The following is a 21930-nucleotide window of genomic DNA, read 5'->3' on the forward strand; positions in this document are numbered from 1 at the left end:
TCGACCCGGCGCGGGGCTGGATCGACCCGTCACCCCCGGACGGCCGGGCCGGCCCCGCGCCCTGTCGGGCCGGGTCGTCGTCTCACCGCGAGACGTCGATCCGGCCCCGCGGCCTGCTGCGACGGGTGTGACCGAGCCGACCCGGCGCGGCGCGCGACCCCCCCGTCGCGCTCCTCAGACCGGTGCGGCGAGCGTCGTCACGAGGCGGTCGAGGGCGTCTCGCAGGATCGGGGTCGGCGTGGCGAGGTTGAGCCGGACGTGGCCGGCGCCCTCGTCGCCGAACGTCGGACCGGCGTTCACCGCGAGCCTGCCCTCGTGCAGCAGGAGCCGCGCGGGGTCCGTTCCCGTGGCGACGACGGCGGGTGTCTCCCGCACGTCGAGCCAGGCGAAGTACGTCGCGGCCGGGCGGTGCCAGCGCGCCTGAGGGAGGCGCTCGACCAGTGTCTGCGCGACGAGGTCCCCGTGGGCGCGGATCGTCTGCCGCACGTCGTCGAGCCATGCGTCGCCCTCCCGGTACGCGGCCTGGTGGGCGATCGACGCGACATGGCTCACGCCGTGGCCGACGATCTCCGGCATGTCGCGCAGCTCGTCCGCGGCCGGGCCGGGGACGGCGAGAGCCGCCTTGAGACCCGCGAGGTTGAACGCCTTGGACGCGGAGTGCAGCGCGATCGCGTCGGGGATGATCGTGGTGGTCGGCACGAACGGCTCGTCGCCGAGGGTCAGGGGCGCGTGGATCTCGTCCGCGACGACGCGCACGTCGTGGCGTGCCGCGAGGTCGCGGACCGCCCCGAGCTCGTCCGCCGTGTGCAGGGTGCCGGTCGGGTTGTGCGGGTGGCAGAGGAGGTGGACCGACGCGCCGGCGAACGCCCGGTCGAGCGCGTCGAGGTCGAGCCGCCCGGTCGGGGTGAGCGGTGCCGTCACGACCCGTCGTCCGGCGTGCTCGAGGAACGACCGGAACGGCGGGTACACGGGGGGGTTGATGACGACGCGGTCGCCCGGGCGGGTCAGCAGGGCGACGACCTCGACGATCCCGAGCATCACGTCGGGCACCATCCGGGTCCGCTCGACCGGCACGTCCCAGCCGTGCCGCCGGGCGGCGAACTGCGCGAACGCCTCCGCGTAGGCGGTGCCTCGCGGGCTCGTCGGGCCCACCTCGTAGCCGGTGTCGCCGTCGCGCATCGCCTTCGTGACGGCGGTGACCACGGCCTCGAGGGGCTGCACGTCCATCTCCGCGACGAACGCCGGCAGGACGTCCTCGGGGTACGTGTGCCACTTCAGCGAGGTGCGCCGCCGGAGCTCGGCAGGGGTGACGTCGAACGGGGAGCCCATTGCGGCACGCTAGCCGACCTGCTGCCCGGGCCGGCGGGTCACCGGCTCTTGAAGTACCGGAAGAGGTGCGACTCCTGGGTGACCGCGACCGCGAGCTGCGGTCCGAGCAGGGCGCCGAGCAGCCCGGGGACGACGACGTGGGCGGCCGCGAGGACCAGCGCACCGTCGTCGTGACCACCCGCCCGGGCGATCGTCGCGGCCGCCGCCGCACCGGCGAGGACACCACCGGCCAGCACCCACACCGACGACTCGACGAGCACTTGCGCGTGCTGCGCGCGGCGGGTGACGCCGACGTGCCGCGCGGACGCGAGCTCGAGCCGCCGGCCCAGAGCGGAGGCCAGGCCGACGAGCAGGCCGGCGACCAGGCCGGCGACCGCGGCGTACCGGGTCACGCGGCCGGTGTAGAGCGCCTCACCGTCGAAGTGCGCGCCGAGGCTCGTGTTGAGACGCGACGACCTGACCTCGCTCATGCCGTCCGGCGCGGGCAGCAGCGTGCTCCGCAGCACGTTCGCCAGGTCGGTCGGCACGGGCCAGGCCTCCACCCAGCACTGGTCGTAGGGGACGCCCGTGTCGTCGGGGACGAGCGCGGCGTACCCGAACCCGGCCCGCCGGCCGTCGTCCGGCCAGGCGTAGGTGCCGCGCACCGTGGTGGTCCCCGCGGTCGTGACCAGGGTCGAGCGCGCGGACAGGCCCAGGCTCTCGGCGACGTCGTCGGCGAGCACGACGCCCGGTGTCGCGACCTGACGTGCCCCGACGACCTCGAGCAGCCCGGGGGTGACACTGTACGCCGCGACGGGCCCGCGGGGCAGCAGCGTCGAGACGAGCGGCTCGGTGCGGGTGCGCAGCGCGCCGGCGGCACGCACGCCGGGCAGCTCGCCGATGGCCTCGCACGCGCGACCGTCGACCTGGCCGACGGCCTCGAGCGTCAGCACGGACCCGCCCGACGCCCGGTAGGCGGCGGCCCGCGTGAGGAGCTCGTCGACGGTGGCGACCTCCGCGGCCACCAGCGCGCCGAGCACCAGGGCCAGCACGAGCGCGTACCGCAGCGCGTGGGTCGTGCCGCTGAGGAGGTTGCGCGCGGCCTCCCCGCCGACCCACCTCACGACGCCCTCCCGTCCGCGGTGCCGTGGTCGGCCCACGCGGTCAGGTCGACGGTCGTCGTGCACGCGGCACGCGTCGCGGGATCGTGCGTCGCGACGACGACGATCGTGCCGCGGTCCGCCAGCGTGCGCAGCGTGGCATTGACGGCCGCCGCGGTTGCGGGGTCGAGCTGGGCGGTGGGCTCGTCGACGAGGAGCAGGTCGGGCCGGGCCGCGACGCCCCGCGCCAGCATGAGCCGCTGGGCCTCCCCGCCGGACAGAGCGGCGAAGTCACGCCGGGCGACGGCGGCCAGCTCGAAGTCCGCGAGCAGCCGGTGCGCCCGGGCCGTCGCGTCGGCCCGGGTCATGCCCTGGGTCAGCAGCGGCAGGACCACGTGGTCGACCGCGGTGCGCCGCGCCACCCCGTGCGGGTTCTGGAACACCCACCCGGTGCGCTCGACGCCGGTCCGCCGGACCTGCCCCTCCGTCGGCTCGTGCCACCCCGCGAGCAGCGACATCAGCGTGCTCTTGCCGCTGCCGGACGGCCCGGTCAGCGCGTAGACCCCGTCGGGCTCGAGCACGACGTCGAGGTGCCGGAACAGGAACGGCTGACCGGGGAACCGGTGCCCGAGGTCCTGGACGACGACACGCACGCGTCACCCGCAGGTCGTCGTCGCGGCGGGCGCGGCCTGGACCTGCGCCGGCAGCACCGGCGGGTCACCGTCCCCGGCCGGCAGGACGAACGTCTGCCCGAGCTCCGAGCCGACGACCTGCACGGGCAGCGGTGTCCCGTCGGTCGCCACCAGGCACGTGCTGCCGGCCCCGGCGCCGGCGACCGCGCTCGGAGGGACGACGCGTACCGACGCGGGGTCGCGCAGCGCCCACGTCAGCGACAGCTGCCGCGTGCCCTGGTCGTCCGGGGTGGCTCCGGCGTACGCGCTCGAGGCGAGCACGGCGGCCAGGGCCTCCGTCTCGGTCACCTGGCCGTCGGTGCCGACGGGCACGCGCTCGCCGTCGACGACCAGCACCCGGTCCCCCGCCAGGGCGTCGGCGGGGAGGGCGCCGATCGTCGCGACCTGACCGGCGTGGAGGGTGACGAGCGGGTCGCCCTGCGCGACGACGTCGCCGGTCCGCACCGGGCACGTCGCGACGGTGATGCTCGGGGCCGGGAGCCACATGACGGACGCCGCCCGCACCACCCCGTCGGTGGGGGCCGCGGTGCCCGCCGCGGCCGCGAGGGCACGGTAGGCGGCGACGGTCGCCCGGGTCACGCGGTCGGAGTGCGGTGCGGCATGGCCCAGACGGGTGAGCTCGGCGTTGAGCGCGGCCGCGTCCGCACCCTTGTCCCCCGTCGTGAGGTCCCGCCACAGCGGCACGGACGTGGCCAGCGCCAGGAGGCCCGCACCGTCGACGCCCATGACGCTCGTCCCGGACGTCACTGCGGCGCCCGGGCTGCACGAGGAGCTGGTGACGCGCCCGGACAGCAGGCTCGTGAGCGACTGCTCGGCCTGGCTCGTCACGGTGAGCGTCACCGTGCGCGCGTCGTCCCAGGCGCGCTCGCCGACCGGGCTGACGGACAGCGTCCCCCCGTTCTCGAGCGCGGTCGGCACGGGGGGCCGGGCCAGCCAGACGCCGACGCCCAGTCCCGCGCCGAGTGCGACGAGCACCGCGAGGCTCGCCGCCGCGACCGGACCCGACCTAGCCACACCCGTTCCCCGCCCGTCCTGCGGTCACTGCTCGTCAGTGCCCGTCGTGCTGATCATGCCCTTCGGGTCGAGCAGACAGCGCTGCGCGACCTCGTCGCCGGTGGGCCACGGCAGCTCAGCGCTGTCGTAGGCCTTCTGCAGGTCCTCCCCGGTGAACCCCTGCTCCACGACTCCGGCCTCCACCAGGCACTCGGCCCGGATCGCCATCTCGTCCTCGTTCTCGGGGTTCGCGGCGACCATGTAGTACAGGATCATGACGCCGCCGTCGGCCGAGCTGCACCCGCCCATGGCCTGGGGCGCCGAGTCGCCCGCCCCGTCCGGGTCGGTGACTGCGGCGCGGCCGTACTCGTCGAACGTCACGGTGTACCCGGCGGCCGTGTAGCAGCTCTCGACGAGCCCGCGCCCCTCGAGCATCTCCTGCTCGGTGATGACGCTGTCCGCGAGGGCCGCGTCGGCGAACTCGCTCGGGAAGCGCTCGTTCATGGCGGCGAACTCCGCGGCCCAGGGCCCCGTGAACCGGCCCGTGGGTGCCGGCTCGTCATCGCTGCTCGCTGGTCCGGCGCACGCCGTGAGCGCGGCGGCCGACACGAGGCCGAGAGCCGCCGCACCCACGACGCGACACCAGTGGTGCAGGTTCGTCACGTCAGACGATCCCGAGCATTCCGGGGTACTGGTAGCAGACGGTCGACCAGTTGTACGAGTACTTCCCCGTGCCCACCCAGTCCCCGGCCTGGTACCAGGTGTTGCCCGACCGGTAGGCGTACGCGCCCAGCGCGCACGTCTTGTTGTAGACCCGGGTCGAGGTCAGGTTGCTGTAGGTGCACCCGGCGGCCTCGGCCGGCTGCGCCTGGACGGCCGTTCCGAGCGCGGCCAGCGCGAGCGCGAGGACGGCGATCCGGGACACGGTCGCGTGCTTCCATGAACGTGCTGCAGTGCTCACTTCTTCTCCCCCTGCTGAGGCGTCGACGTCCGTCGACGCGCTGATGAGACGCATGTGCGGGCCCGTGACCGGCGGGTTCGCCGCCTCGCACAGTGTGGTGGACGAATCCGGCATCCCCCCGGACCTTCTTCCGGCGCAGGAGCGACATGCAGGGTGTAACATCCGTGACGCCGAGCCATGACTTCGTCGCCCCTGCGTGGTCGCAGGCGGGGACGGGACGCGCCGGTGGCACGACGAGACCCCGGCGCCGCGGGTGCGGCGACCGGCGTCCGTGGTCGTGCGGCGTCCTCGTCGGGGAGGCGTCAGAGGGTCGCGCGGACCGTGCGGGTCGCGGTGACCAGGTGCTCGAGGGAGGGCGTGACCTCCTCGTAGCGGCGCGTCTTGAGGCCGCAGTCGGGGTTGACCCAGAGCTGGTCGACGTCGATGGTGCGCACGGCCTCGGTGAGGAGCTCCGTCACCTCGTCCTGCGACGGGACGCGCGGGGAGTGGATGTCGTAGACGCCCGGTCCGACGGCACGCGGGTAGCCCGCCGCGGCGATGTCGCCGAGGATCTCCATCTTCGAACGCGCCGCCTCGATGCTCGTCACGTCGGCGTCGAGCCCGTCGATCGCCTCCATGATCTCGCCGAACTCCGAGTAGCACAGGTGCGTGTGGATCTGGGTCTCGGGCCGCACGCCGGCGGTCGAGAGCCGGAACGAGCGCACCGACCAGTCGAGGTACGCGGCGTGGTCCTTCTCGCGCAGCGGGAGGAGCTCGCGGATCGCGGGTTCGTCGACCTGGACGATGCCGATGCCGGCGGCCTCGAGGTCGGCGATCTCGTCGCGCAGCGCGAGCGCGACCTGGTTGGCCGTGTCGCCGAGCGGCTGGTCGTCGCGGACGAACGACCACGCGAGGATCGTCACCGGGCCGGTGAGCATGCCCTTCATCGGCTTCGAGGTCAGCGACTGCGCGTACTGCGCCCACGCGACCGTGATCGGCGCCGGGCGCGAGACGTCGCCCCAGAGGATCGACGGGCGGGTGCAGCGCGAGCCGTACGACTGGACCCAGCCGTTCTGCGTCACGGAGAACCCGTCGAGGTTCTCGGCGAAGTACTGGACCATGTCGTTGCGCTCGGGCTCGCCGTGCACGAGGACGTCCAGGCCGATCTGCTCCTGCAGCTCGACGACGCGGCGGACCTCCGCCTTCATCTCGTCCTCGTACTGCTCCGCCGTGAGCTCGCCCTTTCCGAACGCCGCACGGGCCTTGCGGATCTCCGGCGTCTGCGGGAACGAGCCGATGGTCGTGGTCGGCAGGGCCGGCAGGCCGAGGCGCGCGGCCTGGGCGGCCTTGCGCTCGGCGAACGGGCCGCGGCGGAACTGCTCGTCGGTCAGCGCGGCGACGCGCTCGCGGACCTCGGGGCGCACGACGCCGGGTGCGGTCGCGCGCGACGCGACGGCCTGGGACGCGGCGGCGAGCTGCTCGGAGATCGCGTCGCGGCCCGCGGTGAGGCCCTCGGCGAGGGTCGCGACCTCGCGCACCTTCTCGTCGGCGAACGCGAGCCAGTCCACGAGCGTGCGGTCGAGCGCGGGCTCGTCCTCGAGCGTGTGCGGGACGTGGAACAGCGACGTCGAGGTGCCGACGGCGACCGCGGCGGCGCCGAGTGCTCCGAGCTGCTCGAGCAGCGCGAGCTTCTGCTCGAGGTCCGCGCGCCAGATGTTGTGGCCGTCGATCACGCCACCGACGACCGTCTTGCCGGCCAGGCCCGCGACGGGCACCGACGGGACGTCGCCGCGCACGAGGTCGAGCGCGACGCCCTCGACGTCGGTGGCTGCGACGACGGGCAGCGCCGCGCCGAGGTCGCCGTACGGGGCGGCGAGCAGGATCGCGGGGCGCGACGGGCGCGCGAGCTCGGTGGCCAGGACGCGGTACGCGCGGGCCGTCGCCTCGGCGAGGACCTCGGCCGGGACCCCGACGGTGTCGGCGACGAGCGCGGGCTCGTCGAGCTGCACCCACGTGGCGCCGGCGGCGGCGAGCTCGGTGAGCAGGCGCACGTAGACCGGGAGGATGTCGTCGAGGCGGTCGAGCGGCGAGAAGCCCGCCGGGGCGTCCTCGGTGGGCTTGGCCAGCGCGAGGTACGTGACGGGGCCGACGACGACGGGCCGCGTGAGCACACCGTCGGCGAGCGCCTCGGTGAACTCGGCGACCGGGCGGTCGGACGCGTAGCGGAACGTGGTGCCGGGGCCGATCTCGGGGACGAGGTAGTGGTAGTTGGTGTCGAACCACTTGGTCATCTCGAGGGGCAGGTCGTCGCCGCGGCCGCGGGCCACCGTCGAGTAGCCGGCGAGGTCGAGGCGGCCGTCGGCGTCCTGCAGGTCCGCGAAGCGCTCCGGGACGGCGCCGACGAGCGCGGTGGCGTCGAGGACCTGGTCGTAGAAGGAGAAGGCGCTCGGGATGGCCGCGGCGTCGGTCGCCAGGCCGAGCTCGGCGAGGCGCGTGCGCGTGCGGCGGCGCAGGTCGGCGGCGACGGCCTCGACCTCGTCGGCCGACGTGCGGCCGGCCCAGAACGCCTCGAGGGCCTTCTTGAGCTCGCGGCGCGGGCCGATCCGCGGGTAGCCGAGGACGGAGCCGGCGGGGAAGGCCGGGGTCGCCGGCGCGGCGGGCGTGGTGTCGGTCATGACAGGTTTCCTCGCGGTGTCGTGGCGGTCGCTCCGGCGGGGGTGCCGCCGGACGGGTCGTGCGGGGTGACGGCACAGCGGCGGCCGTCGAGCAGGTCGGCGCCGTCGAGCAGGTCGAGCGCCGCCTCGTGCTTGTTGAAGGTGTAGACGTGGACGCCGGGGGCGCCGCCGTCGAGGACGGCGTTGACCAGGTCGACGCCTGCCTGCGTGCCGCGGCGGTGGCGCTCGACCGGGTCGTCGGTGGAGCCCAGCAGGTCGAGCAGGTGCCGCGGCACGGGGACGCCGGAGAGCTCCTGGACGCGCAGCAGCCGTGCAGGGTCGGTGGTCGGGATGATGCCCGGCACGATCGGGATCGTCACGCCCGCCTGCCGGGCCTCGGCGACGAGACCCAGGTACGCCTCGGCGTCGTAGAAGAGCTGCGAGATCGCGAAGTCGGCCCCGGCCTCCTGCTTGGCGAGCAGGGCCTGGACGTCCTGGGCGCGCGTGCCGCCGGTGGCGTGGTTGCCGCGCGGGAACGCGGCGACGGCCACCGACAGGGGGCGCACCCGGGCGCGGACGGCCTGCGCAGGGCTGCGGCCGCACCGGCGCTGCTCGAGGTCGCGCAGGAGCTCGACGAGCTCGGCGGCGGTGTGGACACCCTCGGGGTGGGGTCGCCAGTCCGGCTGGCCCACGGGCGGGTCGCCGCGCAGCGCGAGGAAGGAGCGCACGCCCTCGTCGAGGAACTCCTCGACGATCGTGGAGACCTCGGTCCGCGACGTCCCGACGCAGGTGAGGTGGGCGATCGGGTTGAGCGAGGTCTCGCGCAGCAGCCGGCGCACGAACGCGCGCGTGGTCTCGCGCGTCTTGCCGGAGGCGCCGTACGTCACCGAGACGAAGTCGGGCTCGACGGTCTCGACGGCGCGCACGGTCTCCCACAGGCGCGGCGCCGCGTCGGGGTTGCGCGGGGGGAAGAACTCGAAGGAGACGGTCGGACGGTCCAGGGCGCCGGCCTGCTCGGCACGACGGCGCGCGGCGCGTGCGCGACCCGGCGCGCTCGGTGCGGCGGGGACGGTCCCGGTCTCGGCCACGACGCTCATCGCGCCGTGCGCGCGACCGGACGCGCGGTGGTGGGGCGGGTGGTCACGGGACCGGCCGCTCGGCACGAGGGGTCGGCGGTGCGCACGTTCATCGTCACTCCATCGTTCCTGGCGGAAGCACCCACACCCTCGCGCGGAGGGGGGTTGCTGCGGCGTCGTCGAGCCAGGTCTCTCAGCCGCTCTGGATGGTCGCAAGGATCGTAGCCCGGCTGCCCGGATGGCGGACAGGGGGGATCGCTGGATGAGACGGGGGCGTCCGCGCTGCGTGCGAGAGCCCCGCCGGCTGCGTCAGCGGCGCCGGCGCTGCAGTGTCGGCGTCGACTCGCGCGACGTCCGCTGGTGCGGGAGGCCGAACCACGACGTCGTCGGAGCCGCGACCGGCACCGCGAGCAGGCCGTCCTGGACGGCCTCCAGGACGTACGGGTCGGACTCGCCCGGCGACAGCCACGCGGCGTGCGCCGCACGCACGGCGTCGCGCCGTCCGTCGTGCTCCACGTGGTTGGTCATGCGGGCACCCTAGCCCGTCGCGGCTCGTCTGCCGAGTGCTGGACGCTTGTATCACTCCGCGGGAGTAGCACGGGCCGTGGGTGACCCCAGTGCGACCAGGCAGTCCGCCAGGTGGTCGTCGACCACGCCGCACGCCTGCATCGCCGCGTACGCCGTCGTGGGCCCGACGAACCGGAACCCGAGGCGCTTGAGCTCCTTGGCCAGCGCTGCCGACTGCGCGGTCCGCCCCGGTACCTCGGCCCACGTGCGCGGCCGCGGCCTCGGCTCGGGCGCGTACGACCACAGCACCTCGTCGAGCGTACGGCCCGTCGCGTGCAGGTCGAGCAGCGCGCGGGCGTTGGCGACCGTCGCCTCGATCTTGGCGCGGTTGCGCACGATGCCCTCGTCCGCGAGCAGCCGCGCGACGTCGTCCTCGCCGTACTCCGCGACGGCCTCGGGGTCGAAGCCGGCGAAGGCCGCCCGGAACGCGGGCCGCTTGCGCAGGATCGTGATCCAGGACAGGCCCGACTGGAACGCCTCGAGGGAGATGCGCTCGTACAGGGCGTGCTCGTCGTGCACGGGCACGGCCCACTCGTCGTCGTGGTAGGCGGCGTAGAGGGGGTCGGTGCCGCCGAAGCAGCGGAACGGCGGGGGCGTCGTGGTCATGCGCCGAGTCTCGCGCGCGGTGCCGACGTCGGGGTCGTCGCGGCGCCGTCTGTGGAAACCCTCGTCCGTCGCCGGGGCTGGGGACGGCCGGCGCTGCCACGACCTCGGCGTCACGACGTCACCGGTGGACGAGCAGTCCGCCATGTCTGCGGGCGAAAAAGCACCACAAAAGGGACACAACGGACGCTCCGCTTGTACGTTTCCCGCAGTCGGCCGCGCCCGGGCGGTCGTCCTCAGCAAGGAGGAACCCTCTTGTCGTTCAGCCGCACGAGCCCGCTGCGTGGCCGCACCAGCGCGCTCGCCGTCGCCGCCGTCCTCGCGTTCGGTGCTCTCGCACCGGTCGTCGCCGCCACACCGGCCGCTGCTGCCTGCGCACAGCCCCTGCAGTGGGGGGGTCACCAGAACGGTTACGTACCGACGAGCGCTATGACGTCGATCACATGGGCGTCGGGTCACCGGCTCCAGCCGGCGGCGGCCGAGCGGTTCGAGGCGCTCAACCAGGCGTACCGCGCGCGCTTCGGGACGAACATCTCCGTCACCGACTCCTACCGGTCGTACGCCGCCCAGGTCGCGCTCAAGGAGGCGAAGGGCAAGTGGGCGGCGACGCCCGGCTGCTCCAACCACGGCTGGGGCCGGGCCGTCGACCTCGGCGGCGGGATCAACCGCTTCGGGACCGACCAGTACCGCTGGATGCTCGCCAACGCGTCGGCCTACGGCTGGGTGGCGCCGCGCTGGGCACGGCAGGACGGGTCGCTCCCCGAGCCGTGGCACTGGGAGTTCCCGGGCTCGGGCGTGACGTCCCAGCCGGACGCGGCGCCCGAGACGCCGACCTACGCCGCGCGGATCAGCGCCCTCACGTCGAGCAGCTCCCTGGCGGTCAAGGAAGGTCCGGTGAACGCCGTCTGGCTGACCGTGCTCGACGGCATGGAGCTCGCCACCACCGTCACCACCCCGACGCGGATCGCGGCACTGTCGACGTCCGGTGAGCTCTACGTCAAGGCCGGCGCGGTCAACGCCCCGTGGGCCCTGGTGGCGCGCGACGTCGCGGACTTCGACGTCACCGACGACCGCGTCGTCGTCGCGCTGCGCAGCGGTGCGGCCCAGCTCAAGGAAGGCCCGCTCTCCGCCCAGTGGGTGACCATCGTCGCGGGCGGGGCCACGGACGTCGAGGTCGCCGGTACCCGCATCGGTGCGCTCGTCAACGGCGCCGCGCTCGTCAAGGAGGGTGCCTGGGACGCGCCGTGGGTGACGCTCAGCGGCAGCGTCGAGGAGCTCGAGCTCGACGGCAGCCGGGTCGCGATCCGCAAGGCGGGCGCGGTGCACGTGAAGGAGGGTGCCCTCAACGCCGTCTGGTCGACCGTCTTCACGGGCCAGCCCGTCGACGTCGAGCTCGGGGGCAACCGCGTCGCGGTGCGCACGGCCGACACGCTGGTGGTCAAGGAGGGTTCCCTGGATGCGATGTGGGTGACGGTCGCGACCGGGGGGATCACCGACGTCGCCGTGACGCAGGACCGCGTCGCGATGGTCAGCGGCGGGGCGCTGGCGGTCAAGGAGGGTGGTCTCGGGGCGCCGTGGACCACGGTCAGCGACAAGGCGAAGGCGGTCGACCTCTCCTGACGGTCCGCCCCGACGGTCGGCCGGCGCCGGTGCGGAACCTTCCGCGCCGGCGCCGGCAGGTCTGCCGCCGCCCAGGCCGCGGTGCGAACGTTCACCCGGCGCCGGGCGACCCCGGGTGCGTCCCGTGCCGCAGGGTTGGCCGGGACCGGTCCCTCAGAACAGCGGCCAGGGCACGGGCGGCGCGCCGCCGGTGGGCCCGGGGAACACGGCCGTCGTCAGCAGCCGGTCGCAGCGCTCGGCGAACGCCTCGACCTCGTCGGCGGCCAGCAGCGCCGACAGCGCGGCGCCGAGGTCGCCGTCCACGGCCACGCGCACGCGCCGCACCCCGGCCGTCTCGTCCGCGTCGAGCGCCTCGCCCACCCAGCCCCACAGCACGGTCCGCAGCTTGGGCTCGGTGTGGAACGTGACGCCGTGGTCGACCCCGTAGCGGTGCCCGCCGGCGACGGGCAGCACGTGCCCGCCCTTGCGGTCGGCGTTGTTCACCAGCACGTCGAGCACGGCCATGCGGCGCAGCGCGGCGGAGTCCTCGTGGACCACCGCCACCGGGCTGCCGTGCTCGTCGGTCCCCTCCAGCACCGTGCGCCACCCGGGCGCGGGGACGGCCGCCGCCGGGACCACGTCGACGGGGTCCTGCCCGGTGTCCGGCTCCTGCCAGAGCTGCAGCATCCCGGGGCCCAGCGGCCCGTCACCCCACCAGGTGCGCGGCACGACGTCCCAGCCCAGTGCCTGCGAGACGAGGTACGTCGCGACCTCGCGCGACGCGAGCGTGCCGTCGGGGAAGTCCCACAGCGGCCGCTCGCCGGCCACCGGCTTGTAGACGACCGCCACGTCGCCGAGCGTGCCGACGAACGTCGCGTTGGACGCGGCGGTGAGCCGCCCGACGATCCGCAGCCCGCCGTCGTCGGGGTCCTGGGCCGCGGCTGCGCCGCCCGGTGCCGTCACGCCTCGTCGGGCGGTCCGCAGACGTGCCCGTCCGGGTCGACCGGGAGGCCGCAGCGAGGGCACTCCGGACGCCCCGCGGTCACCACGCCGCGCGTGCGCTGCACGAACGCCCGCGCCGTGCCCACCGGCATCCGCACGCGCAGCACCTGGCCGGGCTCGTCCGGCTCGCCGAGCCGCTCGTCCTCGGCCTCCTCCAGCGGGAACGCCTCGACCACCACCTGCAGCGTCCGCGGGTCCCAGCCCAGGCGCATCGCGCCGGTGCGGAACAGCGGGTCGACCGGCGGGTCGAGCGGGTCCTCGTCGACGAGCTCGAGCGGGGTGTCCAGGGGGACGTTGACGGGGTGGTCGGCGTCGGTCGAGAGGTCGTCGAGCAGCTCCTCGAGGAGGTCGGCCAGGGCCGCGGACTGCTGCTTCTCCAGGACGACGCTCGTGGCCCGCCCGCCGGTGCGCACCTGCAGGTAGAAGGTGCGCTCTCCCGGGCGTCCGACCGTGCCGACGACGACGCGGTCGGGCCAGTCGAACTCGTGGACGGTCATGGGGCGAGTCTACGAACGCTCAGTCGCGAACGGCGGTCGAGCCGTGGCCGGCCCCGCCGCCCACCGGCTCGTCGTCGGCGGGGCGGGCGGTCGCGAGCCACCCCAGGTCGCCGGCGTCGGTGTTGGTGGCGACGACGTGCGGCCGTCGCGCGCCGTAGCGGACCACGGAGACCGACGCCGGCCCGACCTCGAGGCGCTGGAACAGATCGAGGTGCATGCCGAGCGCGTCCGCGAGGACGGACTTGATGACGTCGCCGTGGCTGACCGCCGCCCACACGGCAGCCGGGCCGTGCGCGGCCTCCACCTCGGCGTCGCACCGCCGCACGGCCGCCACGGCCCGGGCCTGCATCGCGGGCAGGGACTCCCCGCCGGGGAACGTCACGGCCGCGGGGTGCGCCTGGACGGTGGCCCACAGGGGTTCCGCCGCGAGCTCCGTCAGCGGCCGGCCCTGCCAGTCGCCGTAGCCGCACTCCGTCAGCGCCTCGTCGACCGTGAGCCCCGGGGAACCGCCCTGGCGGTCGAGCAGCAGGTCCGTGGTCTCGCGGCAGCGCTCCAGCGGGCTGGTGACGACGGCCACGAGCGGCACCGCGGCGAGGCGTTCGGCCGTCCGCCCGGCCTGCTCGCGTCCGACGTCGTCGAGGTGCACCCCGGGCAGGCGTCCGGCCAGGACGCCGCGGACGTTGGCGTCGGTGCGGCCGTGGCGGACGAGCAGGACGGTGGCCATCTGCGCAGCCTAGGCAGCCGGGGCGTGGCCCGCCGTCTCAGGCCCCGATCGCCGCCAGCGCCTTGCGGATGCGCGTCGGCGACACCGGCACCGGCGTGCCGAGCTGCTGCGCGAACAGGCTCACGCGCAGCTCCTCGACCAGCCAGCGCACGTCGTCGAGCGCGGCGTCGCGGGCCGGGTCCGGTGCGGCGCTCGCGGCGCGCTCGCGGGCGGCGTCGAGCTGCTGCTCGACGTCGTGCACCTGCCACGCGAGGTCGGCGTCGCGCGTCGGGTTCTCCGCGGCCTTGGCGAGCCGGTGGCGCGCGGCGCGCAGGTACCGGACGAGCTGCGGCAGGCGGTCCGCGCCGACGCGGCGGACGAACCCGTCGTGCACGAGCGCCGCGGCCTGCTCGCGCACGTCCTGCGCGGTCGCGAGCAGCGCGAGGCTGCTGACGCCGCGCACGTCGGCGTCCAGCTCACGCCACGCACCCAGGACGCCGACGAGGTCGCCGACGACGCGGTGCACGTCGTCCTCCAGGTGCGTGCGGACGTGGGTGCGCACCGTGGCGTACGCGTCGGCGTCGCGGACCTCGCGCGGCGAGCGCCCGCCCAGGTGCCGGCTCACGATCCGGTCGATCGCGGCGAGCTGCACGTCCGTCACCAGGGCGTCGGTGCTGCGATAGGGGGACGCGGCGAGCGCGAGCGCCTGCGCGCCCGTCCAGCGGGTCGTGATGCGGGCCGTCGCGAGCCCCACGTCGAGCAGCAGCAGGCGCCGCAGGCCGCGACGGGCACCGGCGTCCGCCGTGCCCGCGTCGGCGAGGACGCGCAGCGCGACCGTCGTGCCCTCCTCGACGAGCGTCGGGTACGCGCGGACGACGCCGCCGGCGGCCGAGCGGGCCTCGACGACGTCCGGCAGGGCGCCGGGCAGGTCGGGCCACGTGGTGAGGCCGGTGCGCTCGAGGTCGGGGACGTCCTCGGGGCTGGATCGACGGCTCGCGCCGGGGGTGGGGGTGCCGGGGGTGGCCGGGGTGGGGCTGGAATGACGTCTCGCGCCAGGGGGGGTGGTGGCGCCCGGGGGGGTGGGGGCGTCGGGGGTGGGGGTGCCCGGGGTGGAGGACGCGCTGGCGCTCCTCGCGGCGGACGACGTGCCCGGCGCCGTGACCCCCGCCTGGGCCGCGGCCTCCTGCATCGCCGCGCGCACGGCGGTGCGCACCGCGGACGCGACCGCGTCCTGCGCGCGGTCGGCGTTGCGACGCTGCAGCGCGAGCAGGTCCTTGCCCTCGTCGACGACGCCCCCGCGGTCGCCGACCACGCGGAACGTCATGCGCAGGTGCGCGGGCAGCCGCTCCTCGTCGACGGCGTCCGCGGGCACGTCGACGTCGCGCAGCGCCCGCACGGCGCGGGCGAACATCTCGCGGAACGAGGGCGCGGCGTCGGCCGCGCGCACGGTGTCGACCCACGACGCGGCGTGCTCGGTGAGCCACGCGTCGACGGCCCGGGCGACGTCGGGTGCGGGCACGAGCTGCACGCGCACCGGCTTGGGCAGCGCGCGGATCGTGGCGGTCAGCAGCTCGGCGCGCATGCCGGGGACCATCCAGTCGAAGCCCTCGGGCCGCACGCGCGGCAGCTGCGAGATCGGGACGTGCACGGTCACGCCGTCGGCCTCGGTACCCGGCTCGAACTGGTAGGTCAACGGGAACGACAGCTCGCCCTGCGGCCAGCGCGACGGGAACGCGCCCTCGTCGATCTCAGCGGCGTCGTCCCCGACGAGCAGCTCGCGCGTGAACGACAGCAGGTCCGGGTCGGCGCGGCGCGCGTCCTTCCACCAGCGGTCGAAGTGCCGGGCGGAGACGACCTCGGGCGGGACGCGGGCGTCGTAGAAGTCGAACAGCGCGTCGTCGTCGACGACGAGGTCGCGGCGCCGCGCGCGGGCCGCCAGGGCCTCGGCCTCGGCGAGCAGGCGGCGGTTCTCGTGGAAGAACGTGTGGTGCGTGGTCCACTCGCCCTGCACCAGCGCGTGCCGGACGAACAGCTCGCGCGCGTGCTCGGGGTCGATCCTCGCCAGCAGCACGCGCCGCTGCGCGACGACGGGCACGCCGTAGAGCAGCACCTTCTCGTTGACCATGGCCGCGCCCTGCCGCGTCGACCACGCCGGGTCGGCGTACGTGCGCTTCACGAGGTGCGCGGCGGCCTCCTCGACCCATGCCGGGTCGACCTTCGCCACGTCCCTCGCCCACAGCCGGGACGTCTCGACGAGCTCGGCGGCCATGACCCACGACGGGGGCCGGCGCGAGAGCCCCGAGCCGGGAAAGATCGCGAACCTGGCGCCGCGCGCGCCCAGGTACTCGTTGCGCGCGCGGGAGTCGGGGCGCCGCGGTTTGCCGTCGCGGCCCTTCGCGGGCGCGCCCGCGGCGACGTCGGTGACGACCTGCATGCCGATCTGCGACAGCAGACCGGGCAGCAGTGCGCGGTGGATCGCGTCGCCGTCCCACGTCCAGCGGGTCTGCAGCGCGTCGGGCCGCTCGACGCTCCCCGCGTCCTGCGTCGGCGCGCCCGTGGGGGTGTGGCGCCCGCCGTCGCGGCGCCCGTCGCGCCCGTGCCCGGCGGCGGCGGGGACCTCGTCGGACGCGGGCGTCGGTGCGCCCTTGGCCTCGAAGCCCAGGTCCTTGGCCATCTGCCGCAGCTGCGTGACCACGTCCTGCCACTCGCGCACCCGCAGGAAGTGCAGGTGCTCGGCCTTGCACAGCCGCCGGAACGCCGAGCCGGACAGCTCGCGCTGCCGGTCGCGCAGGTAGGTCCACAGGTTGAGGTAGGTGAGCAGGTCCGACGACGGGTCGGCGAAGCGCCGGTGCAGCGCGTCGGCCGTCTCGCGGGACTCCGCCGGGCGCTCGCGCGGGTCCTGGATCGACAGGGCGGCGGCGATGACGAGGACCTCGCGCGCGACGCCCCGGCGCCCGGCCTCGACGACCATGCGCGCCAGGCGCGGGTCGATCGGCAGCTGGGCCAGCGCGCGGCCCGTCTCGGTGAGGCGCGTGCGGCCGCCCTGCACCTCGAGCGCGTGCAGCTCGGTCAGCAGCGCAACGCCGTCGCGTACCGCCCGCACGTCCGGGGGGTCGACGAACGGGAAGTCCACGACCTCGTCGGGCGACGTCACGACGCCCACCGCGATCATCTGCAGGATCACCGACGCCAGCGACGTGCGCAGGATCTCCGGCTCGGTGTACTCCGGGCGGGACTCGAAGTCCTCCTCGCTGTACAGGCGGATCGCGATGCCCGGCGCCACCCGGCCGGAACGGCCCGAGCGCTGGTTGGCCGACGCCTGCGAGACCGGCTCGATCGGCAGCCGCTGCACCTTCGTCGCCTTGGAGTACCGCGAGATGCGCGCGGTGCCCGGGTCGACGACGTACCGCACGCCCGGGACCGTCAGGGACGTCTCGGCGACGTTGGTGGCGAGGATGACGCGGCGCGTCGTGTGCGCCTCGAACACCCGGCGCTGCTCGGCCGCGGACAGCCGCGCGTACAGCGGCACGATCTCGACGCCGTCCGGGTGCCGCGGGTCCGTGACGCGCGGGCCGAGCGAGCCGCGCAGCGCGTCCTCGGCGTCGCGGATCTCCCGCTCGCCGGACAGGAACACCAGCACGTCGCCGGGGCCGGCGGCCATGAGCTCGTCGACGGCCTCGGTGATGCCCGTGACGAGGTCGCGGTCCGGGCCGTCGTCGGGCGACAGCGGCTGGTAGCGGATCTCGACCGGGTAGGTGCGGCCGGAGACCTCGACGACGGGGGCCGGGGTGCGGTCCTCCGCGGCGGCCGTCGCCGGGGAGCCGAAGTGCCGCGCGAACCGGTCGGAGTCGATCGTCGCCGACGTGATGACGAGCTTGAGGTCCGGGCGCTGCGGCAGCAGCCGCGTCAGGTAGCCCAGGATGAAGTCGATGTTGAGGCTGCGCTCGTGCGCCTCGTCGATGATCAGCGTGTCGTACATCCGCAGCATCGGGTCGCGCTGGATCTGCGCGAGCAGGATGCCGTCGGTCATCACCTTGACGAGCGTGGAGTCGCTCGACTCGTCCGTGAACCGCACCTGGTAGCCCACGACCCCGCCCAGCGGGACGCCGAGCTCGTCGGCGATGCGCTCGGCGACGGTGCGCGCCGCGATCCGCCGCGGCTGCGTGTGGCCGATCTGCCCCGCACGGCCCCGGCCCAGCTCCAGCGCGATCTTCGGCAGCTGCGTCGTCTTGCCCGAGCCCGTCTCGCCCGCGACGACGACGACCTGGTGGTCGCGGATCGCGTCGGCGATCTCCTGCCGGCGGGCCGAGACCGGGAGCTGCTCGGGGTAGACGATCGCGGGGAGGACGACCTGCGCGCGGGCCTCCGCGGCGCGCGCGAGGCGGGCGTCGGCGCGCGTGCGGTCGGGGCGGGTGCGGTCGTCGCGGCGGCGGCGGTCGTCGCGTCGCGGGCGCTGCCCGGCGTCGTCGGCCGCCCCCCCGGCGCGTCGGGTGTCGTCCGCACCCTCGGTGCGTCGGGTGTCGTCCGCACCCTTGGTGCGTCGGGTGTCGTCCGCCGTCCCCTCGTCCCGGCGCGCGCCGCCACTGCGGCCGGGACCGCGGCCGCGGCCCCCACGTCGCCGGCCCCGGGGCCCGTCGCCGCCGGCGGCCCCCGCACGGGGCGACCCCGTGCCGGGCTGCGACGCGGCGTCCGCCCGGCGGGAGCCCTCGGCGGCGGCGGGGGTGGGGTCGGACGTGCTCACGACCGTCCATCCTCTCAGGCACCCCCGCCCCACCTCACGTCGAATCCGGCCGCGGCCCGTCCCACACCTCGGGACGTGCCCCCCGCGAGACCGGGCTCAGGTGGCCCACCGTTCGTCTTCCGCGAGCCCAGGCCGGTCTCGCGGGCCGAACGTCCCACGACGTGGACGGCGCATTCCCGGCCTCGCGCCCCCGGCCAGCGGTGTCACGGGGAGGGGTCGGGTGCGATGACTCGTCCGACGCCCGTCGGGGTGACGCGCGCTCCCGCGGCCCGGCGCTACCGTCGTCGGCACGGTCCGTCGTGCCGGGTTGTCCGGGAGGTGCAGCGATGACGCTGCTGGTGGTCTCCATCGCTGTGGCTGCGGGCGTGCTCACCGCGCTCGCGGTGGTGGCCGCTCGCCGGCGAGGCTCCCGCGGGTTGGTGAGCGCGGCCGTGCTCGGCGTCCCCGCCGCGGCGTTCGCGCTGTCGCTCGTGGACCGTGGGACCGCTCTGACCGCCTTCACGGCCGCCGCCGTGGTCTACGTCGTGACGTTCGTCGTCTGCGACGTGACGTAGAGGTGGCGCGCCCGCGACGCCGGCCGACGAGGAGCCGACGTGCGCGGATGGCGTGGGCAGGAGGCGCTGGTCCTCCTCGCGCAGCGATGAGCCGGCAGGGTTGCTCATGACGCCCTTCCAGGTGACGCGCGCGGCGTGCGACCGCAGGTAGCGTCCAGGACAGGTGTCCGGGTTGTCCGCTTCGCGGAGGTGGGTCATGGAGCTGCTGGTGCTCGGCGCGGCCATGGCCGCAGGGCTGCTGACGGCGCTCGCCGCCGCGGCCGCCCGCCGGCGCGGGTCCCGCGCCCACGCCCTGACGGTCCTGGCCGTCGTCGTGGCCCTCGGGTACGGGCTGTCGGCGGTGGGCCGGGTGACGTCGCTGCTCGTGCTCACGCTCGCGACCGCCACGTACGGCCTCACCTACGTGCTCGGTGACATCAGGTGGGGGGTGCGGCCCGCCCCGGCTGACGAGGTCGAGCGGGAGCTCGAGGCGGCGTTCGTCGACGGGGGTGGCGCGTCGCAGGCGTGAGGGCGACGGCATGTCGGTCGGCGCCGCGGGGAGTGGTGGACCGCGACCGGTGAGAGGCGCGCCCGTCAGCCGTCCGGTGTCACGGCATGCGTCGTCACGAAGCACGCCTGTCAGCGACCCCGCAGCCCCGGCAGCAGCTCCTCCGGGAGCTCGTCGACGGGCACGACGACGAGGTCCTCGACCTTCCAGTCCAGGTCGGTGACGACCGTCCACGCCTCCTGCAGCTGCTCCGGGGTGGGCATGCCGTCGCGCGCGACGACGAACGACTCGACGTGGAACACGTGCCCCTCGTCGCGCACGCGCGAGCCGGCCTCGCGCACCCACGGCAGGCCGCGCAGCACCTCGTCGATGCGGTCGTCCAGGGGGTGCGGCGCGGAGCCGTCGACGGTCGTGGCGCGTGCGTCCATGAGGGCGGTGACGGCGACGCGCAGGTTGGTGAGCCCGTCGCGCAGGATGCTCGCGGAGATGAACAGCGCCGCTGCCGAGTCCGCCCACCACAACCCGACGCCGATGCCCAGCACGCCGACGATGCCGCCGACCGCCGTCATCCAGTCGGCCTTGTTCATGTCGGCGTCGGCGTGCAGCACGCGGTCGTGCAGGGTCTCGGCGAGCGGCATCTTGGCCCGCCCCAGCAGCACGGCCGGCACGCACGTGTACGCGAGCACCGCGATCATCAGCCACCCGGACCACACCTCCCACCCGAGCACGACGATCAGCCCCACGGGCGGGTGCTCCCCGGCGACGAGCCCGGACACCGAGTCGAACACCAGGAACGCGCCCATCGTCAGCAGCGCGGTCGCGGCCACCAGGTGCCCGATGCCCACGGAGCGGTGGTAGCCGTACGGGTGCTGCTCGCTGGGCACGCGGCCCGTGACGCGCATCGCGACCAGGAACGCGATCGGCGGGATGAACGACAGCAGGTCCTCCGCCCACGCGGCCTTCATGGCCTGCGAGCTGCCCATGACGAGGTACACGAGCGTGACGGCGGTGACGAGGAACGCGATGGTCAGCCACGCCAGGCGCTTCGCCTTGCGGGTGGCCTCGCTCGCCTCCGGCGGGAGCTCGGTGTTGCCGAAGCGGAACGACTGCTCGACGGCGCCCTGGGTCACGGTGCCTCCACCTCCTGCTCGAGCAGGAACCGCTCGAGCTCGACGAGGAACGCGTTCTCGCCCATCGGCGTGAGCATCACGTGCCCCTCGGGCTTGCCGTCGGGGTCGGTGACCGTCACGTAGGCGACGGTCACGGCGGCCTTCGACGTCCACGGCGTCGACGCGCTGAAGCCCCCGACGACGAGGTCGAGGTCGCCGCGCTCCATGTCCGCGACGAGCTCCTCCTCACCGCCGTCGGTCCAGACGACCTCGGCGTCGAGCGTGCGGGCGAAGGCCTCGACGAGGTCGACCTCGAGACCGGTCGGGGCGCCGTCGGGCCCGATCTGCGTCCAGGGCTCGTGCGGCGAGACGCCGGCGCGCAGCTCGCCACCGCGGACGGTGTCGAGGGTGCCGTCGGGGTCGGTGGGCACGGTGACCCCGCATGCCGCGAGGATGAGGACGACGAGCGGCAGCGCTGCGTGCGCGGGTCGTCGTCGGGTCGTCGTCATCCCCCCATGAGAAGCCCGGGAGCGCGACCTCGCACGTCAGCCGCGCAGCCGCTCCACCTCGACGAGCCCGGTCACCACGGGGCCGATCATCACGAGGTACATCAACCCGAGGAAGAGCGCGCCGACCAGGGTGAACCCGAGGGCGTTGCCCATCGCCCCGCGTGAGCGCAGGTGACCGACGACCTTGCGGACGAGGTGCCGGGGGTGCCGCACGTCCCAGGAGTTGAGGCGCACGTGGCGGCCCAGGTAGATGCCGAACGCGACGAGCACGAGCAGCACCGTCTCGACGGCGCGCGCCCACGGCTGCGCGAGCGCGGCCGCGGAGTCGTCACCCGTCGCCAGCAGCCCCAGCAGCACGACGAGGAACACGTTGAGCACCGTCGTGGCGACCCCGGCCATCGCGAGGGACAGCACGAGCAGCACGTCGTACCACTCGGGCACGCGCTCCCCCGCGCGCCGGTGGTTGAGGTTGAGCTCGGTGATGAGGTAGCCGGAGTTGGGCAGCAGCAGCAGCCATACCAGCCCGAGGGCGCCGGCGATCCCCCACACCACGGGCCGCGGCGTGCCGACGACGAGCAGCGGCAGCAGCACGACCACCGCGAGGCCCAGGACGACGAGCGGCGCCGCGGAGAGCACGAGGTTGAGCAGCATCGGCCGGTAGAGCCGCGTGCGGTACACCGGCGCCCGCGCGACGACCAGCGCCGCCGCGAGCACGTTGAGCAGCACGACCCCGACGATCAGGCTGTTCAGCACCCGCCCTCCCTCCGCTCGCCGCCCGGTGGGTCGACGATGGCAC

Annotated in this window: 20 protein-coding genes and 1 riboswitch; of the genes, 3 read left to right on the forward strand and 17 right to left on the reverse strand. The window is 75.1% G+C overall.

Annotated elements, in window-relative coordinates:
- Positions 1–174 precede the first annotated feature (174 nt).
- The 10 genes from CFLA_RS00505 to CFLA_RS00550 form a co-directional block, all read right to left on the reverse strand.
- Entirely contained in the window at positions 175–1329 is a 1155-nt protein-coding gene (locus CFLA_RS00505; protein ID WP_013115353.1) for a MalY/PatB family protein, read from the reverse strand.
- A gap of 38 nt (positions 1330–1367) precedes the next feature.
- Positions 1368–2432, reverse strand: a complete 1065-nt coding sequence (locus CFLA_RS00510; RefSeq protein WP_013115354.1) for a hypothetical protein — start codon at positions 2430–2432, stop codon at positions 1368–1370.
- Positions 2429–3061: an ATP-binding cassette domain-containing protein gene (locus CFLA_RS00515; RefSeq protein ID WP_013115355.1), complete on the reverse strand. Its 633-nt coding sequence runs from the start codon at positions 3059–3061 to the stop codon at positions 2429–2431. Before CFLA_RS00515 ends, CFLA_RS00510 begins: the two co-directional genes overlap by 4 nt.
- Before the next feature lie 3 nt (positions 3062–3064).
- Complete coding sequence (locus CFLA_RS00520; protein WP_013115356.1) at positions 3065–4114, reverse strand: hypothetical protein; 1050 nt, start codon at positions 4112–4114, stop codon at positions 3065–3067.
- 24 nt (positions 4115–4138) lie between these two features.
- Positions 4139–4756, reverse strand: coding sequence for a hypothetical protein (locus CFLA_RS18780; RefSeq protein WP_013115357.1), 618 nt, complete (start codon positions 4754–4756; stop codon positions 4139–4141).
- Position 4757: 1 nt separating this feature from the next.
- Positions 4758–5018 carry a hypothetical protein gene (locus CFLA_RS00530; RefSeq protein WP_043598655.1) on the reverse strand — a complete coding sequence of 87 codons (261 nt, stop codon included), beginning with the start codon at positions 5016–5018 and terminating at the stop codon, positions 4758–4760.
- A 338-nt stretch (positions 5019–5356) separates the two neighbouring features.
- A complete protein-coding gene (gene metE, locus CFLA_RS00535; protein ID WP_013115359.1) occupies positions 5357–7708 on the reverse strand; it encodes a 5-methyltetrahydropteroyltriglutamate--homocysteine S-methyltransferase in 2352 nt (783 codons plus the stop codon).
- On the reverse strand, positions 7705–8784 hold the full coding sequence (locus CFLA_RS00540) for a methylenetetrahydrofolate reductase (RefSeq protein ID WP_013115360.1): 1080 nt from the start codon (positions 8782–8784) through the stop codon (positions 7705–7707). Before CFLA_RS00540 ends, metE begins: the two co-directional genes overlap by 4 nt.
- Positions 8785–8869: 85 nt before the next feature.
- Positions 8870–8976: riboswitch (SAM riboswitch) on the reverse strand.
- Positions 8977–9072: 96 nt separating this feature from the next.
- The gene (locus tag CFLA_RS00545; protein WP_013115361.1) at positions 9073–9291 is read right to left on the reverse strand and encodes a hypothetical protein; all 219 of its coding nucleotides are present in this window, start codon (positions 9289–9291) and stop codon (positions 9073–9075) included.
- A gap of 51 nt (positions 9292–9342) precedes the next feature.
- Positions 9343–9936 (reverse strand): DNA-3-methyladenine glycosylase I, encoded by a 594-nt coding sequence (locus CFLA_RS00550; RefSeq protein WP_013115362.1) that lies wholly within the window; start codon positions 9934–9936, stop codon positions 9343–9345.
- A 252-nt stretch (positions 9937–10188) separates the two neighbouring features.
- Between CFLA_RS00550 and CFLA_RS18785 the strand changes: the two genes are divergently transcribed.
- Positions 10189–11553: a M15 family metallopeptidase gene (locus tag CFLA_RS18785; protein WP_245530274.1), complete on the forward strand. Its 1365-nt coding sequence runs from the start codon at positions 10189–10191 to the stop codon at positions 11551–11553.
- A 153-nt stretch (positions 11554–11706) separates the two neighbouring features.
- On the opposite strand, the gene CFLA_RS00560 is transcribed toward CFLA_RS18785, so the two are convergent.
- From CFLA_RS00560 to hrpA, 4 genes are read right to left on the reverse strand one after another with little or no spacing between them, the layout of a single operon-like run.
- Complete coding sequence (locus tag CFLA_RS00560) at positions 11707–12495, reverse strand: SCO1664 family protein (RefSeq protein WP_013115364.1); 789 nt, start codon at positions 12493–12495, stop codon at positions 11707–11709.
- Entirely contained in the window at positions 12492–13031 is a 540-nt protein-coding gene (locus tag CFLA_RS00565; RefSeq protein ID WP_013115365.1) for a DUF3090 domain-containing protein, read from the reverse strand. The genes CFLA_RS00560 and CFLA_RS00565 overlap by 4 nt, the downstream gene beginning before the upstream one ends.
- A gap of 19 nt (positions 13032–13050) precedes the next feature.
- On the reverse strand, positions 13051–13755 hold the full coding sequence (locus CFLA_RS00570) for an MSMEG_4193 family putative phosphomutase (RefSeq protein WP_013115366.1): 705 nt from the start codon (positions 13753–13755) through the stop codon (positions 13051–13053).
- A gap of 37 nt (positions 13756–13792) precedes the next feature.
- On the reverse strand, positions 13793–18475 hold the full coding sequence (hrpA, locus tag CFLA_RS00575) for an ATP-dependent RNA helicase HrpA (protein ID WP_013115367.1): 4683 nt from the start codon (positions 18473–18475) through the stop codon (positions 13793–13795).
- 326 nt (positions 18476–18801) lie between these two features.
- On the opposite strand from hrpA, the gene CFLA_RS00580 reads away from it, so the two are divergent.
- Together CFLA_RS00580 and CFLA_RS00585 are read left to right on the forward strand one after the other, a co-directional pair.
- Positions 18802–19029 carry a molybdopterin oxidoreductase gene (locus CFLA_RS00580; protein ID WP_013115368.1) on the forward strand — a complete coding sequence of 76 codons (228 nt, stop codon included), beginning with the start codon at positions 18802–18804 and terminating at the stop codon, positions 19027–19029.
- Positions 19030–19225: 196 nt separating this feature from the next.
- Positions 19226–19537: a hypothetical protein gene (locus CFLA_RS00585; RefSeq protein ID WP_013115369.1), complete on the forward strand. Its 312-nt coding sequence runs from the start codon at positions 19226–19228 to the stop codon at positions 19535–19537.
- Between the two features lie 110 nt (positions 19538–19647).
- Here the strand turns inward: CFLA_RS00585 and CFLA_RS00590 are convergent, their stop codons facing one another.
- From CFLA_RS00590 to CFLA_RS00600, 3 genes are read right to left on the reverse strand one after another with little or no spacing between them, the layout of a single operon-like run.
- Positions 19648–20646, reverse strand: coding sequence for a cation efflux transmembrane domain-containing protein (locus CFLA_RS00590; protein WP_013115370.1), 999 nt, complete (start codon positions 20644–20646; stop codon positions 19648–19650).
- Positions 20643–21134 carry a transporter substrate-binding domain-containing protein gene (locus tag CFLA_RS00595; protein WP_013115371.1) on the reverse strand — a complete coding sequence of 164 codons (492 nt, stop codon included), beginning with the start codon at positions 21132–21134 and terminating at the stop codon, positions 20643–20645. The genes CFLA_RS00590 and CFLA_RS00595 overlap by 4 nt, the downstream gene beginning before the upstream one ends.
- Before the next feature lie 36 nt (positions 21135–21170).
- Entirely contained in the window at positions 21171–21887 is a 717-nt protein-coding gene (locus tag CFLA_RS00600; protein ID WP_013115372.1) for a DUF1361 domain-containing protein, read from the reverse strand.
- Positions 21888–21930: the final 43 nt, after the last annotated feature.

The organism is Cellulomonas flavigena DSM 20109 (assembly GCF_000092865.1).
Taxonomy (GTDB): Bacteria; Actinomycetota; Actinomycetes; order Actinomycetales; family Cellulomonadaceae; genus Cellulomonas; species Cellulomonas flavigena.